The sequence below is a fragment of the Chromobacterium sp. ASV23 genome (genome assembly GCF_016428945.1).
GTDB lineage: Bacteria > Pseudomonadota > Gammaproteobacteria > Burkholderiales > Chromobacteriaceae > Chromobacterium > Chromobacterium sinusclupearum.
Map to the genome: position 1 here is coordinate 31901 of NZ_JAELTR010000033.1, position 15540 is coordinate 47440.

17 protein-coding genes are annotated in these 15540 nt (G+C 66.9%); 4 read left to right on the forward strand and 13 right to left on the reverse strand.

Annotation, left to right across the window (positions count from 1 at the left end):
* Window positions 1-101 precede the first annotated feature (101 nt).
* Genes JHD59_RS13970 through JHD59_RS13980 form a run of 3 tightly spaced genes read right to left on the reverse strand, consistent with a single transcriptional unit; the run spans window position 102 to window position 4276 of the window.
* A complete protein-coding gene (locus JHD59_RS13970; RefSeq protein ID WP_199154683.1) occupies window positions 102-1646 on the reverse strand; it encodes a DHA2 family efflux MFS transporter permease subunit in 1545 nt (514 codons plus the stop codon).
* A gap of 7 nt (window positions 1647-1653) precedes the next feature.
* Window positions 1654-2796 (reverse strand): HlyD family secretion protein, encoded by a 1143-nt coding sequence (locus JHD59_RS13975; protein WP_304491748.1) that lies wholly within the window; start codon window positions 2794-2796, stop codon window positions 1654-1656.
* A 34-nt stretch (window positions 2797-2830) separates the two neighbouring features.
* Entirely contained in the window at window positions 2831-4276 is a 1446-nt protein-coding gene (locus JHD59_RS13980) for an efflux transporter outer membrane subunit (RefSeq protein ID WP_199154684.1), read from the reverse strand.
* A gap of 112 nt (window positions 4277-4388) precedes the next feature.
* On the opposite strand from JHD59_RS13980, the gene JHD59_RS13985 reads away from it, so the two are divergent.
* A complete protein-coding gene (locus JHD59_RS13985) occupies window positions 4389-4997 on the forward strand; it encodes a TetR/AcrR family transcriptional regulator (protein WP_199154685.1) in 609 nt (202 codons plus the stop codon).
* A gap of 31 nt (window positions 4998-5028) precedes the next feature.
* Here JHD59_RS13985 and JHD59_RS13990 read toward each other — a convergent pair whose 3' ends face one another.
* From JHD59_RS13990 to JHD59_RS14035, 10 genes are all read right to left on the reverse strand, one after another.
* Entirely contained in the window at window positions 5029-5208 is a 180-nt protein-coding gene (locus tag JHD59_RS13990; RefSeq protein ID WP_199154686.1) for a TIGR02450 family Trp-rich protein, read from the reverse strand.
* On the reverse strand, window positions 5195-5731 hold the full coding sequence (locus JHD59_RS13995; protein ID WP_199154687.1) for a lipocalin family protein: 537 nt from the start codon (window positions 5729-5731) through the stop codon (window positions 5195-5197). Before JHD59_RS13995 ends, JHD59_RS13990 begins: the two co-directional genes overlap by 14 nt.
* Window positions 5732-5792: 61 nt before the next feature.
* Window positions 5793-7085 (reverse strand): DASH family cryptochrome, encoded by a 1293-nt coding sequence (locus JHD59_RS14000; RefSeq protein ID WP_199154688.1) that lies wholly within the window; start codon window positions 7083-7085, stop codon window positions 5793-5795.
* Entirely contained in the window at window positions 7082-7240 is a 159-nt protein-coding gene (locus JHD59_RS23330) for a DUF2256 domain-containing protein (RefSeq protein WP_103321263.1), read from the reverse strand. Before JHD59_RS23330 ends, JHD59_RS14000 begins: the two co-directional genes overlap by 4 nt.
* Window positions 7237-7674, reverse strand: coding sequence for a nuclear transport factor 2 family protein (locus JHD59_RS14010; protein ID WP_103321262.1), 438 nt, complete (start codon window positions 7672-7674; stop codon window positions 7237-7239). Before JHD59_RS14010 ends, JHD59_RS23330 begins: the two co-directional genes overlap by 4 nt.
* The gene (locus tag JHD59_RS14015; protein ID WP_199154689.1) at window positions 7674-8450 is read right to left on the reverse strand and encodes an SDR family NAD(P)-dependent oxidoreductase; all 777 of its coding nucleotides are present in this window, start codon (window positions 8448-8450) and stop codon (window positions 7674-7676) included. Before JHD59_RS14015 ends, JHD59_RS14010 begins: the two co-directional genes overlap by 1 nt.
* Window positions 8447-8980 carry a DUF3833 domain-containing protein gene (locus JHD59_RS14020; RefSeq protein ID WP_199154690.1) on the reverse strand — a complete coding sequence of 178 codons (534 nt, stop codon included), beginning with the start codon at window positions 8978-8980 and terminating at the stop codon, window positions 8447-8449. The genes JHD59_RS14015 and JHD59_RS14020 overlap by 4 nt, the downstream gene beginning before the upstream one ends.
* Before the next feature lie 3 nt (window positions 8981-8983).
* Window positions 8984-10186 (reverse strand): cyclopropane-fatty-acyl-phospholipid synthase family protein, encoded by a 1203-nt coding sequence (locus tag JHD59_RS14025; RefSeq protein WP_199154691.1) that lies wholly within the window; start codon window positions 10184-10186, stop codon window positions 8984-8986.
* Entirely contained in the window at window positions 10183-10959 is a 777-nt protein-coding gene (locus tag JHD59_RS14030; protein WP_199154692.1) for a DUF1365 domain-containing protein, read from the reverse strand. Before JHD59_RS14030 ends, JHD59_RS14025 begins: the two co-directional genes overlap by 4 nt.
* A gap of 1 nt (window position 10960) precedes the next feature.
* A complete protein-coding gene (locus tag JHD59_RS14035) occupies window positions 10961-12238 on the reverse strand; it encodes an FAD-dependent oxidoreductase (RefSeq protein WP_199154693.1) in 1278 nt (425 codons plus the stop codon).
* Between the two features lie 120 nt (window positions 12239-12358).
* On the opposite strand from JHD59_RS14035, the gene JHD59_RS14040 reads away from it, so the two are divergent.
* The 3 genes from JHD59_RS14040 to JHD59_RS14050 form a co-directional block, all read left to right on the forward strand.
* Window positions 12359-12979, forward strand: a complete 621-nt coding sequence (locus JHD59_RS14040; RefSeq protein WP_199154694.1) for a TetR/AcrR family transcriptional regulator — start codon at window positions 12359-12361, stop codon at window positions 12977-12979.
* A 53-nt stretch (window positions 12980-13032) separates the two neighbouring features.
* Entirely contained in the window at window positions 13033-13539 is a 507-nt protein-coding gene (locus JHD59_RS14045) for a DinB family protein (protein WP_199154695.1), read from the forward strand.
* Window positions 13540-13752: 213 nt separating this feature from the next.
* Window positions 13753-15540, forward strand: a 1788-nt coding sequence (locus JHD59_RS14050; RefSeq protein ID WP_199154696.1) for a methyl-accepting chemotaxis protein, incomplete at its 3' end; no start/stop codon positions are given.

A 15540-nucleotide genomic window follows, 5' to 3' on the forward strand; every position in this document is an offset into this window, starting at 1 on the left:
AGGAAGGTGTCGATATGTAAGGGCTGGTCTTGTAGACAGGATGAAAAAAGCCCCGGCCACAAGGGCGCGGGGCAAGCTGGTGAAATCGGCAGCCAGGCGTCTTAGTGCGCCTGGCTGGTGTCGGCCACGCGCTTAGGCTTGGGCGCCAGCCAGATGGCGCAGGCGGCCACCACGAAGGACAGGCCGGCCAGCCAGAAGATCTGGTTGGTGGACAGCATGATGCTCTGCGTCTGCAGCGCATGCTCGATGGTGCCCCAGGCCGCGCCGTCGCTGATGCCGCCGCCGGTCAGCGCGCGCAGCGCGTCGCCGCTCGAATCCACCATGCCGGCTAGCTCGGCGTGGTTGTAGCTGGCCTTGTCGTCCCAGGCGGTGGTGACCAACGAGGTGGCGAAGGCGCCGGACAGCGTGCGCATGAAGCTCATCAGGCCGGCGGCGGACGCCATCTCCGCCGGTTCCACGCTGGCCATGGCCAGCCCGGTCAGCGGCACAAAGAAGAAGGGCATGCCCAGGCCCTGGAACAGCAGCGGCAGCGCCACTTGCCAGAAACCCATGTCGGTGGTGGAGAAGCTGCGGTACAGCGTGACGCAGCCCAGCCACATCACGCCGCAAAACACCAGCTTGCGCGGGTCCAGCCGGGTTGACAGCTTGGCCGCGATCGGCGCCACCGTCACCGCCAGGATGCCGCTCATCGCCGTGGCGTAGCCGGCCTGGGTGGCGGTGTAGCCCATATAGGTCTGCAGCCATTGCGGCGTCAGCACGGTGGCGCCGAAGAACGAGCCGAAGGCCAGGGAGATGGTCAGCACGCTGGCCCAGAAGCCGCGATGGCGGAACACCCTGAGGTTGACGATGGGCTGGGCCTCGGTCAGCTCCCAGATCAGGAAGGCGGCGAAGCCGACCAGCGCGGTAATGGCCAGCGCCACGATCAGCGGCGAACCGAACCAATCCAGCTCCTTGCCCTTGTCCAGCATCAGCTGCAGCGAGGCCACCCATACCATCAGCAGCGCCAGCCCCATCACATCCACGCGCAGCTTCACCACCTGGCTCTGGTAGCGCTTGAGCAGATTCCAGCCCAGCATGCCGCAGCCCAGGGCGATGGGGACGTTGATGTAGAAGATCCACGGCCAGCTGGCCTGATCGCACAAGGTGCCGCCCAGGATCGGCCCCATGATGGGAGCGATCAGCGTGGTCATGCTCCACAAGCCTATCGCCGCGCCGGCCTTATGCTTGGGAAAAATCTGCAGCAGCAGCGTCTGCGACATCGGCATCAGCGGGCCGCCGGCCAGGCCTTGCAGCACGCGGAACAGCACCAGCATCTCCAGCGAACCGGCCAGGCCGCACAGGATGGAGAACACGCCGAACAGCAGCATGGAGCCGACGAACAGCCGCACGGTGCCCAGCCGCGCCGCCAGCCAGCCGGTCAGCGGCACGGTGATGGCCTCGGCCACCGCGTACGAGGTGATGACATAGGTGCCCTGGCTGGACGACACCGCCAGGCCGCCGGCGATATTGGGCACCGACACATTGGCGATGGTGGTGTCCAGCACCACCATGAAATTGGCGGCGGCCAGCACCAGCGCCGCCAGCCACAGCATATTGCCGGTCAGCGGCTGTTGGATGCCGCCGGCCGCGGGATTCGCGCTAGACATGGCGGCCTCACTCGCTGACGTCGACGGTGGCTTCCATCGACAGCCCCACCTGCAGCGGATGGGCCTTCAGTTCGGCCGGGTCCAGCGCGATGCGCACCGGCAGCCGCTGCACCACCTTGATCCAGTTGCCGGTGGCGTTCTGCGCCGGAATCATGGCAAACGCCGCGCCGGAGCCGCCGGACAGGCCGGCCACTTTGCCGTGGTAGACCACCTTGCCGCCGTAGAGGTCGGCGGTCAGCTCCACCGGCTGGCCGACGCGTACCTTGCTCAATTGCACTTCCTTGAAGTTGGCGTCCACATGCGCGTCCTGCAGCGGCACCACCGACATCAACGGCGTGCCGGACTGCACGCGCTGCCCCACCTGCGCCTGGCGCTTGGCCACCACGCCGTCCACCTGGGCGCGGATCACTGTGCGTTGCAGGTCCAGTCTGGCCTGGTCGCGTTTGGCGCGCGCCAGCGCCACTTCCGGATTGCTGTCCACCGTGCTGTCGGCGGTCAGCGTCTGGTTGGCTTTCAGGCTGCCGACGGCGGCGCGGTAATTGGCCTCGCTCTGGCGGCTGGCGGCCTCGGCGGCTTTCAGATTGGCCTCGGCGGTGGCAAAGGCATTCTGCGCGTTGCTCAATTCCTCGCCGGACACCGATCCGCTTTTCGCCAGCGCCTGTCGGCGCTGCAGGTCGAGTTTGGCGCGTTGCAGATCGGCGCGGGCCGAGGCCAGCTGGGCGGCGGCGCGGGCCTGATCGGCGCTGTGCGCCTGGGCCTGGGCGCTTAGGCCCTCGTCGTTGGCGAAGTAGCCCTTCACCCGGCGCTCGGCGCGGGCGAGGTCGGCCTCGGCCTGGGCCAGCGCCAGTTTGGCGTCGCTGTCGTTCAACACCACTAGCACGTCGCCGGCCTTCACCGGCTGGGTATCGACGACTTTGACTTCCTTGATGGTGCCGGCCACTTCCGGCGTCACCTGGGCGATCTCCGCGGCGACATAGGCGTTGTCGGTGCTGACGTGGCGGGAGGCGATCAGCGTCCAGTAAGCGCCGTAGGCAACGGCGGCGGCGGCCACCGCGCCGAACAGCAGGGTGAACAGCTTCTTGCGTTGCATGGGGTTGCCGGCGGCGGCGGGCGCTTCGGAGGCCGGCAGGGCTTGTACGTTTTCGCTCATGGTGGGTAGTCCTTGTTTGGGTTTGCCGGCGGCCTCAGCGGGCGGCCTGTTGTTCGGATGGTTGATAGCCGCCGCCCAGCGCCTTGATCAGCGCGATGTCCAGCGAGAAGCGGCGGGCTTCCAGCGAAGCCAGGCTGCGGCGGCTGGCGATGACCGTGTCTTCGGTGTTCAGCACGTCCAGATAGTTGGCCAAGCCGCCCTGGTAGCGGTTCTGGCTGACGCGGTAGGCCTCATCGGCGGTTTGCAGCGCCAGGCGGCGTTGTTCCAGCTGCGGCGTCAGCGAAGCCTGGCTGCTGACGGCATCGGCCACTTCGCGCAGCGCCTGGCTCAAGGTGGCGTCATAGCTGGCGACGGCGGCGTCGTAATCGGCGCGGGCCACGCGGTACTGGCCCTGCAATTGGCCGCCGCGGAAAATAGGCAGATTGATCGCCGGGCCGATTCCGGCTATGCCGGAACCGCTCTTGGCGAACAGGTCCAGCCCCAGCGACTGGGCGCCGACGAAGGCGGTGAGATTGACGTTGGGGTAGAACTGGGCCTGGGCGACGTCGATGCGTTTGGCCGCGGCTTCGGCGCGGAGGCGGGCGGCTGCCAGATCCGGTCGGCGGCCCAGCAGCTCGGCCGCCAGCGCAGCCGGGAGCTGCTGGCCTCGAAACAGGCCGGATGCCGGCCGGGCGATGGCCAGGCCGCGGTCCGGCCCGGCGCCGATCAAGGCCGCCAGACTGTGGCGTTGCAGCGCGATGCTCTCGTCGGCGGCTTCCAGGTCGGCGCGGGCGGCGGCTTCTCGCGATTCGGCCTGGCGCACGCTGCCCAGCGTTTCCATGCCTTGCCGTTGCCGCTCGCGCAGCAGCTGCGCGGTGTGGCTGCGCACGTCCAACGCCTGCGCGGCGGCGTCGCGTTCGGCGAACAGCCGCGCCAGCTCGGCATAGCCGGCGGCCAGCGAGGTGGTCAGCATCAGCCGGGCCTCGGCCGCGTCGGCCTGGGCGGCGGTCAGCTCCGAGGTGGCGGCGGCGACGGCCGCGCGGTTCTTGCCCCAGAAGTCCAGCTCGTAGCTGAAGTCCAGCGTGGCGCGGCCGCTGGTGTTGAAACCCGTCGGCGCCAGCATGCCGTTGTTGTAGCTTTGTTTGTCGCGGTTGATCGCCGCGTTCAGATCCACGCCGGGCAGCAGTGCGGCGCCGGCTTGCTGGGCCAAGCCTTCGGCGCGCTCGACGCGGGCGCGGGTGGCGGCAAGGTCCGGCGCCTGGCGCAGGGCCTCGTCCATCAGCTGGTGGAGCTGCGCGTCGTCGTATTTCAGCCACCATTGGCTGTTGGCCCATTGAGCCTGCCCGGAGGGCAGGCTTTGGGTATTCTGGTATTGTTGCAGCGGTTTGGGTTGCGGCGCCGGGCCCATGTCGGGCAGCACGGCGCAGCCGCTCAGCAGCGCCAGCGCGGCCAGCAGGCCGATGGCGGGCAGCGGATGCGGCGAAGGATTGGGGATTCTCATGGTCTCTATCCGGGTGTTATTGGTTTAAACCGTACGGTACGGTATAGTTATATTTCGAGCTAAATGCCCTGTCAAGAAAAATTGAACTGTACGGTTCAGTTTAAAGGTGGATATGCGTACAAAAAGCGAAAGCAAGCGTCAGGCGATCGTCGCCGCGGCGACCGAGGTGTTTCTGGAGCGCGGCTACGAGGCGGCGTCGATGTCGGAGATTTCCACCCGCGCCGGCGGCTCCAAGGCCACGCTTTACAACTACTTCTCGTCCAAAGAGGCGCTGTTTCTGGAAGTGATGGCCTGTCTGGCCTCAGAGATGTCCCAGGTTTACGTCAGGCTGGTGCCGGGCGGCGACTTGGCGGCGGTGCTGCAGGATTTCGGCGAGGCGTATCTGGACAATCTGTTCAGCCCGGAGCTGCGGGCCTTGCGCGCCATCGTGATGGGCAGCGGCAGCCGTTCCGAAGTGGGGCTGCTGTTCTACGAACATGGTCCCAAGGTCGGTTGGGGCAAGCTGGCGGAATTCATGACGGCGGAGATGCAGGCCGGACGCCTGCGCGAAACCTCGCCGTGGACGGCGGCCATGCATTTCCATGGCCTGCTGCATGCGGAATGCCAGGTGGCGATGATCACCGGCCTGGTGGATGAGCTGGCTCCAAAGGCGGCTCGGCCTGCCTGGGTGGCGTCGGCGGTGGAGGTGTTTCTGCTCGCCTACGGCAAGCCGGCCGCCTGAGGCTATCGGTTTCGCCAGACTCGGCGCGAAGCTATTTCCAGCCTTGCAGCCATTGCGCGGCGTCGGTCAGCGCGCGCCACGGCAGTTCGGATTGGCGGCGGGTGTAGACGGCCTCCAGCGTAACCGTCTGCACCGGTCCGCCCGGCGCGGCGGCGGTCCATTTGCTGTTCAGCAGCTTGTCCGGATTCAGGCGCGTCTTAGTTGTCGGCACGGTTCTGCTCTACCCAGATCAGCTGGTCGGCCGGCACCTTCAGCTTTGCCGCCACCGCCAGCAAGGCCGTTTTGGCGGCCGCCGGCGGATGCTTGTCGCGCGCGAGCAGCCATAGATAGTCCTTGTCCGGCCCCACCACCACCGACCAGCGGTAGTCCGGGTCCAGCGCCGCCACATGGTAGCCGCCGTAGAACGGCCCGAAGAACGATACCCGCAGCGAGGCGACATCGGACAGGCCATTGAACCAGGCCTTGCCCACCGCTTCGCGCCAGCCGGCGATGGCGGGGTCGTAGCCGCGGTTGACCACGCGGATGCTGCCGTCCGGGTTCAGGCTGTAGTCGGCGCTGACGGCGGTCAGGCCGCGCTCGAAGCGGTGGTCCAGCCGGGCGATCTCGTACCAGCGGCCCTCATAGCGCGTCAGTTGGAAGGGCCGCACCGGAGCGATGCCGGGCGGCGGCGCGGTGTCGCAACCGGCGAGCAGTGCCGTGGCCAGGGCGAGCAGCGTGATGCGTCGTTTCCACATATTGGTTCCCATCATCGGTCTGGAGGTTGGCGCGGGCGCGGATCGTGCCGCCTGCGCGCGCTCATGCGGTGCTCCACAGCGCACGGTAGCGGCCTTGGGCATCGTGCTCCGCCGCCTGGCGCTCGGGATTGAAGCGGCGGCCGCCGCGCGGATCGGTGCCGCGGCCGGCGATATACAGCCAGTTCCCTTGGTTGCTGCATGCGTCGTAATCGATCAGCTGCGATTCAAACCAGGCCGCGCCGGCGCGCCAGTCGCCGCCGCACTCGTAAATCAGATAGCTGGCCGCCACCTGGCGCAAGCGATTGGACAGATAGCCGCTGGCGCTCAGCTCGCGCATGGCCGCGTCCACCAGGGGCTGGCCGGTTTCGCCTTTTCGCCAGCGCTGGAACGCCGCCACATCATGCGCGGGCGGCGGCAGGGCTGACAAGCCGGCGGCGTGATAGAGCCGCGCTCCATGCTGCAGGTGCAGGAAGCGGAAGTAATCGCGCCACAGCAGTTCGAAGCCTATCCAGCCGCTGCCTTCGCTTGCGCCGTGCCTGGCTTCGAACGCTTTCAGCATTTGCCAGACCCGGCGCGGCGACAGCGCGCCGCTGGCTAGCCATGGAGACAACTTGCTGGAAAAGTCGACGCCGTACAGCCGATCGCGCGTCGCCTTGTAGCGATGCGGCAGTCCGCGCGCCAGGTATTGCTGGAAATGGGCGCGCGCCGCGGCTTCGCCGCCATGGCATGCCGGCAGATGGTAGGGAAAGGACGAGCGCGGTTCGATGGCCACCGGCGTGCGGGCAGGCGGTTCGCGCGGCGTCCAGCCGGCCGGCAAGGGCGGCAAGGCGGCCGGCAAGGGCGGCAAGGCGGCTGGGGCGTCTTGCGGCGGCAAGGGCTGTGGTCCGGCTTGCTCCAGCGAGCGGCGGAAGGCGGTGAACACTGCGGGCAGCCGTTCGATGGCAAATGGCAGCTGTTCCGGCAGGAACAGGCTGGATTGCCAGATTTCGCACACCTGCAGGCCGGCTTGGCGCAGCGCCAACGCTTCGGCCTCTTCCTCCGGCGCGGCGATGCGCTCGCATACCACGCGATCGGCGCCGACCTCGCGCGCCAGCGCCGGCAAGACGATTTCCGGCAGGCCTTGCAACTCGCACAGCGCGCTGCCGCGGCTGCTCAAGGCGGCGCGCAAGCTATCCAGGGCCTGGCCGATGAAGGCGGCGCGGTGGCGGCCCAGACGCGGGAAGTCCCAGCCGCTGTCGCGGGCGGGCCGGTGGCAATACACCGGCAGCAAGGCTGCGGAACCGCAGGCGGCCAGCAAAGCCGGGTTGTCGTCCAGCCGCAAGTCCTGGCGCAGCCAGTACAGCGTCGCGCTCATGGCTGGCCTGCCCGCTGGCGGCGGCAGCGTTCGGAACAGTATTTGACTGCGTTCCAGTCTCGCTGCCATTTTTTGCGCCAAACCATGGTTTTGCCGCAGGCGGCGCAGGGCTTGGCCGGCAGCGCGGCCTTATTGCCGCGGAAAGCCGGCTTCATGCCGGCACGCGCAGCTTCCTGCGCATCCAGGCGATAGGCAGTCCCAATAGCGGAATCTTTTCGAACAGCTCTTCCGCCGCGTCCCAGTAGTCGCGGTGCAGCATCACCTTGCCATCGGCGTCGAAGCGCAGATGGCTGCCGCCATGGATGTTGACGCGGCGGCCGGAATAGGCAAAGTCGAAATCCCAGGTGATGAAGGCCTGATCGCCATCGCGCAGCGCGTGCAGCACGGTGAAGCGCGGCTCGTCCACGGTCTTGAACATGTGGCGGAACACCGCTTCGATGGCGGCGACGCCGCGCACATCGTTGAACGGGTCTTTGAAGCGGGCTTCGTCCGCGTAATAGCGGCTTATCTCGCCAAGGCTGTCCGGCGTCAAGGTCTGGAACCAGTCCAGCAACGCCTGCCAGGCGTCGGGAGAAGGGATGCGTTTCATCAGCGTGCCAACCTCGTCAACAAGGGTAGCCGCAGCCAGTACGGCAGCAGCTGCAACAGCTTCAGCCACAGGGTGAAGCGCCAGGGAAAATGGATTTCGAAACGGCCGCGGGCCAGGCCGCGCATGATGTTGCCGGCGGCGGCGCGCGGCGATAGCAGGCCGGGCATGGCGAAGTCGTTCTTGGCGGTCAGCGGCGTGGCGACGAAGCCCGGATTGACCAGATACACCGCCAAGCCCAGCGGTTTGAGTTCGGCGTACAGGATTTCCGCCAGGTTGATCAGGGCCGCCTTGCCCGGCCCGTACACGACTGCGCCCGGCAAGCCGACATAGCCGGCGACGCTGGCGATCAGCGCCACGCCGCCGCGACCCTGGCGCGCCATCGTCGGCAGCACCACCTCCAAGCCAAGGTAGACGCCGAGCAGATTGGTGTCGAGCAAGCGGCGGGTTTCCTCGGCATGCAGGTCCAGGCTGGTCTGCGGCCGGTAGTCGGCGGCGCAGAACACCACCAGGTCCGGCAGCGCGGCGGCATCCTCCAGCCGCGCCCAGGCCGAGCGCCACGAAGTGGGATCGGTCACGTCCAGCGTTTCCACCCGCGCGCCGGGGCGGCCGTCGGCCAAGGCATGCATCGGCTCTGCGCGGCGCGCCGACAGGATCACTTCCGCGCCGGCATCCAGCAGTTCGGCGGCCAGGGCGGCGCCGATGCCGCTGGACGCGCCTATCACCCAGACCCGGCGCGCTCGCCAGTCCGGTATCGCCGGGTTCAGGCGCAGTTTCATCGCGCAGACTCCGGCTTGCGGAAAAACAGGGTGACTTCGCCGAGCGGGAAGCCGAATTTGCTCATGGTGGCGCGGTTGAGCAGGCTGTTGTCGTCCTGCAGGAACATCCAGTCGTCAAACTGGACGTCGTATTCCTTGCCGTCCACCGGTAGCCGCAAGGTATAGCGCCAGCGCAGCGCATTGCCGGCCGCTTCGCCCTGAGCCTCGCCCACCACGTCGGCGGCTTGGCCGCGCCAACGGCCGCCGCCTAGCGGCTGCAAGCGCCAGACGCGTTGTTGCCGCGTGCCGTCGCTGTACTGGAAGCGCTCGTTCAGCACCACTTCGTCGCCGCGGCGTTCGCCGTCCATCGCCACGGTAAAGCGCTTCACCAGACGGCCCTGTCGGTCCTGAAACATGCCCCAGGCCTCGGTCTTGCCGAGGAAAAACCGGCCCGGGTCCAGCAGCGGGCGGTTGGCGGCGTAATCGCTGACCGCCGGGCCGGCGCAACCGGCCAGCAAGGCGATGATGGCGAGCAGGGCCGGGCGGCGCATGATTCAGTTCCTTTGCAGCAAGAATTGCGATACGCCGATGCGGTTTTCGTCGAAACCGGCCTCGCAATAGCACAGATAGAGCCGCCACAGGCGGATGAAGGGCTCGTCGAAGCCCTGGGCGCGCACCTCCTGCAGCCGCGCTTCGAAGGCGCACCGCCAGCGGCGCAGCGTCTCGGCGTAATCGGGGCCGAAGTCCAGACGGTTGCGGCAGGCCAGGCCGCGCTGTTCCGCCGCGCGCTGGAAGCGTTCTCGGCTGGGCAGCATGCCGCCGGGGAAGATATAGGCCTGGATGAAATCGGCTTCGGCGCGGTAACGCTCAAAGCGCGCTTCTTCGATGGTGATGCTTTGCACCAAGGCGCGGCCGCCGGGCTTCAGGCAGCGGCGCAGCGTGTCGAAATAGCCGCCCCAGTAACGCTCGCCCACCGCCTCGAACATCTCGATCGATACGATGGCGTCGTACTGGCCGCGGAGATCCCGGTAGTCCCGCCACTCCAGCCTCGCCAGCGGCTCATGGGCCAGCCGGCCTTGGGCGAAGTCCAGCTGCGCCTGGGAGATGGTGATGCCATGCACGGCCACGCCGCGCCGGGTCGCATGCTCGGCGAAACCACCCCAGCCGCAGCCGATTTCCAGCACGCGCATGCCGGGCTTCAGTTGCAGTTCGTCGCAGATGCGTTGGTATTTGGCGGCCTGGGCGTCGGCCAGCGAGCGGCGGTAATCGCCGTCGAACCAGGCGCTGGAGTAGGTCCAGCTCGGGTCCAGCCACAGCCGGTAGAAGTTATTGCCGATATCGTAGTGGGCATGGATGTTGCGGCGGCTGCCGCGCCGGCTGTTGCCGCGCAGCGCGTGGCGCAGCCGGTGCCACAGCCGGCTGGCCAGCCGCCCCAGCGCGCCCAGCTGCAGCGCGTCCTCGTTGCGCAGCGCCAGCCGCAGCAGGGCGGTCAGGTCCGGGCTGTCCAGCCAGCCGTCTCGGTAGGCCTCGGCGAAGCCGATATCGTCGCCCTGCAGGATGCGGGCGCAGGCGCGCCAGTCAACCAGGATCAGGCTGGCATCGGCTGGCTGCTTTGGCTGGCCGAACCATAATTCCTCTCCATCCGGCGTGGTCAGTCGCAGGCTGCCGTGGCGCAGCTTGGCCAGCAGCGACAGCAGCATGCGGCCGGCGGCGGGGAGGTCGGGACGGGGTTGAGCGAGGGGTTGGCTGGCGCTCATGGTGCGGTCTCCTGGCCGCGGCTGAGCGTCGCGGCGGGGGGATGGGGTTTGCGGAAAAACGGCACGCGCTTGAACCACAGCCGCAGCGCCTGCCAATGAATGCGGGCGACCACCCCCAGCGTGAGCAGCGGCTGCCGCAGCAGCGCGCGCAGGGCGCGGCCGGAGGTCAGCGCGGCCAGGCTGCCGGATACCGCGGTGTGGAGCAGCGCGCCGGCCTCGTCGTGATAATCGATGCGCACCAGGGCATGGCCGGCTTGCTCGACGAAACGGAAGCGGTAATGGCCCTCGACGCGGCAAAACGGCGAGACGTGCAGCAGTTTGCGGCAGACCAGCTGGCTGGCGGGCTGGATGGCCCCGCCGCGCTCGGCGCTGAGCAAATAAGCATGATGTTCGCCGAAGGTATTGTTCACTTCGGCCAGCACCGCGCGCAGCTCGCCTGCCGCGTCGTGGCAGTACCAGAAGCTGACCGGGTTGAATACGTGGCCGAATACGCGTGGGAAAGTCTGCAGCCACACTTCGCCGTCGGCCGGCAGGCCGGCCTCTGCCAGCCGTGCCCGTATCCACGGCAGCAGCGGGCTGCCGTCGCGCGGGCCGTAGTCGGCGGTGCGCAGCATCAAGGGCCGCCAGCGGTCGACGCCGAAACAGAGGCTGGACAGCCGCTCCAGCGCCGACAGCTTCAGCCGCAGGCAGAACACCGGGTAGACGAATCGGTTGCGCGCTGGGCGCAGCCGGTGATGCATGACCTGTCCGGTGATCAGATAGGCGTCGGCCATGTCAGATCCTTGCCCAGTCCGGCGCCAGGCCAAAGTCCGCCGCCACCCGCAGCCCCGACTTCAGCCCGTCCTCGTGAAAACCGTAGCCGGTCCAGGCGCCGGCGAACCAGCAGGCATGGCGGCCCTGGATGCCGCGCAACGCGCGCTGCGCGGCGATGGCGTTGTCGTCCAGCAGGGGGTGCTGATAGGCGAAACGGCCCAGCACCTTGTCCGCCGCCGGTGGCCGCGGCGGGTTCAGGGTGACGATGACCGGCGTGTCCAGCGGCAGCGGCTGCAGCCGGTTCAGCAGATAGCTGACGCCGACGGCCTGGCCGTCGTCGTGGCTGTCGCCGATGAAGTTCCAGGCGGCCCAGGCGCGGTGGCGGCGCGGCAGCAGGGTGTCGTCGCAATGCAGCACGGCCTCGTTGGGCTGGTAGCGCACGGCCTGCAGCACCGCGCGCTCGCGTTCGTCGGCGTCCACCAGCAAGCGCATCGTCTGCGGGGCATGGGTGGCGAACACCACCGCGTCAAAGGTTTCCTCGCTGGCCTGCGTCAAGACACGGGCTTGGCCGTCCACCCGGCTGACGCGCAGCACCGGGGTGCCCAGACGGATGTCGTCGAGGCCGGCGGCGATCTTGTCCACATATTGCCGCGCGCCGCCCGGCACCGTGCGCCATGGCGGGCGGTTGCGGATCTGCAGCAGGCCGTGGTTCAGGCAAAAGCGCAAAAAGGTTTCCGCCGGAAAGGCCAGGATGTCGCGGCAGGGGCTGGACCAGATGGCGGCCGCCATCGGCAGCAGGTAGTGATCTCGGAAGCGGCGCCCGTAGCCGCCGGCGTCCAACAGCTCGCCCAGCGTCAACGGGGACTGCACCGCGCGGGCCAGATTGCGCTCGGCTTCCCGATTGAAGCGCAGGATGTCGCCCAGCATGCCCCAGAAGCCGGCGGACAGCAGATTGCCGCGCTGCGCGAACACAGTGTCCAGATTGCTGCCGGCCCATTCCAGCCTGCCGTGGTCCAGCGACACGCTGAACGACATCTCGGTGGGATGGCTGGGGATGTCCAGCTCCCGGAACAGCGCGATCAGATTGGGATAGGTGCGTTCGTTGTACACCAGGAAGCCGGTATCGACGGCGAAGCGCAGGCCGTCCACCGCCACATCGACGGTATGGGTGTGGCCGCCGAGATAGTCGTTGGCTTCAAACAGGGTCACCAGATGGCGGCGCGCCAGAAAATGCGCGGAGGCCAAGCCCGAGATGCCGCTGCCGATGACGGCGATGCGTTGTCGCTGCTGTGTGTTCACCGTGAATCCTGTATGGAAAAAGCGGGTGCAAGCCTTGCTTGGCAGCCTGGGTCGGCTGCTTTATATTCAGAATATAACTGGTAAGAAAAAAATGCTACTACTTAGTAAAAGGTGTTACTGATGGGTATTCTCGGCAGGCTCAGCTTTAAGGATCAGGCATTCAAGCTGAGGGAACAGGCGGTGCTGGATGCCACCACCCGCATGCTGGCCAGCAAGGGCTTCGACTTGATGACCATGGACGACGTGGCGGGCGAAGCCGGCATCTCCAAGCCCAGCCTGTACAAGCATTTCAAGTCCAAGGACGAGCTGGCCACCGAGGTGATGATCCGCCTGCTGGACGATGCCCAGGCTTACCTGGCCGCGCAGGACGCTGCGCTGAGCCCGCTGGGCCGGCTGCGCGATTTGCTGGCCTGGGCGCTGCGGGTGCGTTTGTCCGGCGGCCTGCCCTTTTTGCCATCCACCAGCCCCCAGGTGCGCGGCATGCTGACGCGCAGCCTGCGTTACGTCAGCCGCGCCATCAAGCTGCACAAGGCTTTGCAGGGCATCGTGGAGCAGGCGAAAGAGGCCGGCGAGCTGCGCGCCGAACTGCCAGCCGACGTGATCCTGTACAGCTACTACGCCCGCACCTGCGATCCGGCGGTGGAATACCTGCGTGTCTACGGCAAATACGCGGACGAGGAGATTATTCGGCACATGCTAGGGGTTTGTTTTGAAGGGATGGCCGATAGGGCAGGGGGATGATCTTGAAATGACATGTGAGAGAATGGCGTTTTCATCTCGACCGGACACTTTCGATGAACACCGCGCTGTTTCACTCGCTGTTTCGATGCAAATCCTGGGCCGATGAAGAGCTGTACGCGATGGTGGCGACGCTTGACGCGGCGGCTCACCCAGAGAAGCGCCATGCCGCCATCCGCATCCTCAACCATATCCACGTGGTGGACCGCATCTTCCGCGGCAATCTGACCGGCCAGCCGCATGGCTACGCCGCCACCAATACGTCGGACACGCCGGAACTGGCCGAGCTGCTGGAAACCGCGCGCGACACCGATGCCTGGTATCTCGACCATGTGGCCGGTCTTACCGCCGAGAGGCTGTCGGAAACCATCCATTTCGCCTTCACCGATGGCGGGCACGGCCGGATGAGCCGGGCCGAGATGCTGCTGCAGGTGATCACCCACGGCGGCTACCACCGCGGCGCGGTGGGGCGCATCCTGGTCGATTGCGGCATTCAGCCGCCGCGCGACATCTACACCCGTTACCTGCACGACAGCGAGCCGGCGCGCCGTCAGCCGAGCTGAATCCGCCGTGGGTGTGGTAATTACTCCACATCAAGATATCTCTCGCAAAATATTCATCTTGCGCTTGTACAGCCTTGTTACAATTGCCGCCAATATTCCGCCGGTATGGGTTCAAGGTGGATTCCGTGAGTGAATCCGCTGCGGTATCGTCGTTTCGCCCGGCAAGTGGGTTGGCCGGGCTTTCCCTTTTTTTCATGTCAGGAAGCCAGCAAGATGTTCAAGAACTGGTCGGTCAAACAGAAAATCCTGGTCAGCGTGGCGCTGATCCTGCTTGTTTCGCTGGCGATCGCCGGCGTGGTGTCCACCCGCATGTTCAAGACCGCGTTGACCGAGCGGCTGGAGCAGCACGAACTGAAGGCGACGGTGGAAGCCATCCGCAACGAACTGGACGCGTCCATCTCGCTGCCCTTGAGCCAGACCCGGCAGATGGCGGCCAACACCTATCTCTTGGACTGGACCGCCGCCGGCGAGCCCGAATCCGGCGTGGCCGCCTGGCAGCATTACGCCAAGGCGCTGATGCAGACCTCCGGCGCCTCCATCATCTCCTGGACCTCCGAGGCGACGCTGAACATCTACATCGATCACGGCACGGTCAAGGCGGACCCGAAGGGCAACGACAAGTGGCTGGCCGACTTTCTGGCTTCCGGCCGCGAGAGCCAGTTCACGCTGGGCTCGGAAACCGGCAAGCAGCAGGTGATGATGTTCGTCAACGTGCTGGCCAACAAGGACAAGCCGGGCCATCGCGCCGTGGCCGCCCTGGGCTTCGACGTGACCCAGATGGCCGAGCGCGTGCGCAAGATGGCCGTGGGCGAGCATGGCCAGGTCTATGTGGTGGACGCCAGCGGCCAGGTGCGCCTGCACCGCGATCCGGCGCTGATGCAGAATAAAACCCTGCTGCCCGGCCTGCCGGGCATGGCCGAGGTGGCGCCGCAATTGCTGAACAAATCCGGCTTCAATCTGGCCCATTTCAATGGCCCGGGCGGTCCCACCATCGTCGCTTCCAGCTATATGCCCAGCGCCGACTGGTTCGTTGTGGTGGAAATGGACGCGGATGAAGTCTACGGCGCGGTGACGCGCACCATCGCCTGGGTGGTGGCGGTCGACGCGGTGGTGATGGTGTTGTCGCTGCTGTTGATCTGGTGGGTGTCCGGCTTCATCAGCCGTCCGCTGGTGGAACTGCGCAACGCGATGCGCTCGCTGAGTTCCGGCCACGGCGATCTGACCCTGCGCCTGCCGGTGCAGAGCGGCGATGAAACCGGCCAGGTGGCCGAAGCCTTCAACCGCTTCATGGAGCAGCTACGCGCCATGTTCCTGCAAGTGCGCGAGCAAAGCGCGCAGCTGCACCGCAGCGCCGGCGAGTTGACGCGCATGACGCAAAGCCTGTCCGAGGGCTCGCGCTACAACGCGGACCTCAGCGAAACCACCGCCGCCACCATCGAACAGCTGTCGGTCAGCGTCAGCCATATCGCCGGCAACTGCCATGGCACGGCCGAGGCGGTGGAGCAGGCTGGCGCGCTGTCCTCGCAGAGCGCGGAAGCGGTGGGCAAGGTCAGCGTGGAGATCGGCTCCGTCGCCGCCTCGATGGATGAAGTGAAAACCGTGATGGAGCAGCTGGAGCGCCGCTCTGCCCAGGTGGGCAGCATTGCCGGCGTGATCAAGGATATCGCCGACCAGACCAATCTGTTGGCGCTGAACGCGGCGATCGAGGCAGCCCGCGCCGGCGAGCAGGGCCGCGGCTTCGCCGTGGTGGCCGATGAAGTGCGCAAGCTGGCCGAACGCACCAGCCAGGCCACGGTGGAAATCGACGAGATGGTGGACGGCATGCAGCAAGGCTCCGGCCAAGCCCGCGAGCGCGTGGCCAAGACCTATGGCGCGGTGCAGGGCGGCGTGCAATTGGCCGAGGAAGCGCAGCGCCAGATCGCCGAGATCCAGTCCAGCATGCAACTTGTGGTGCGGCAGGCGGCGGAAATCCGCGACGCGGCCAGCGAACAGTCCAAGGCC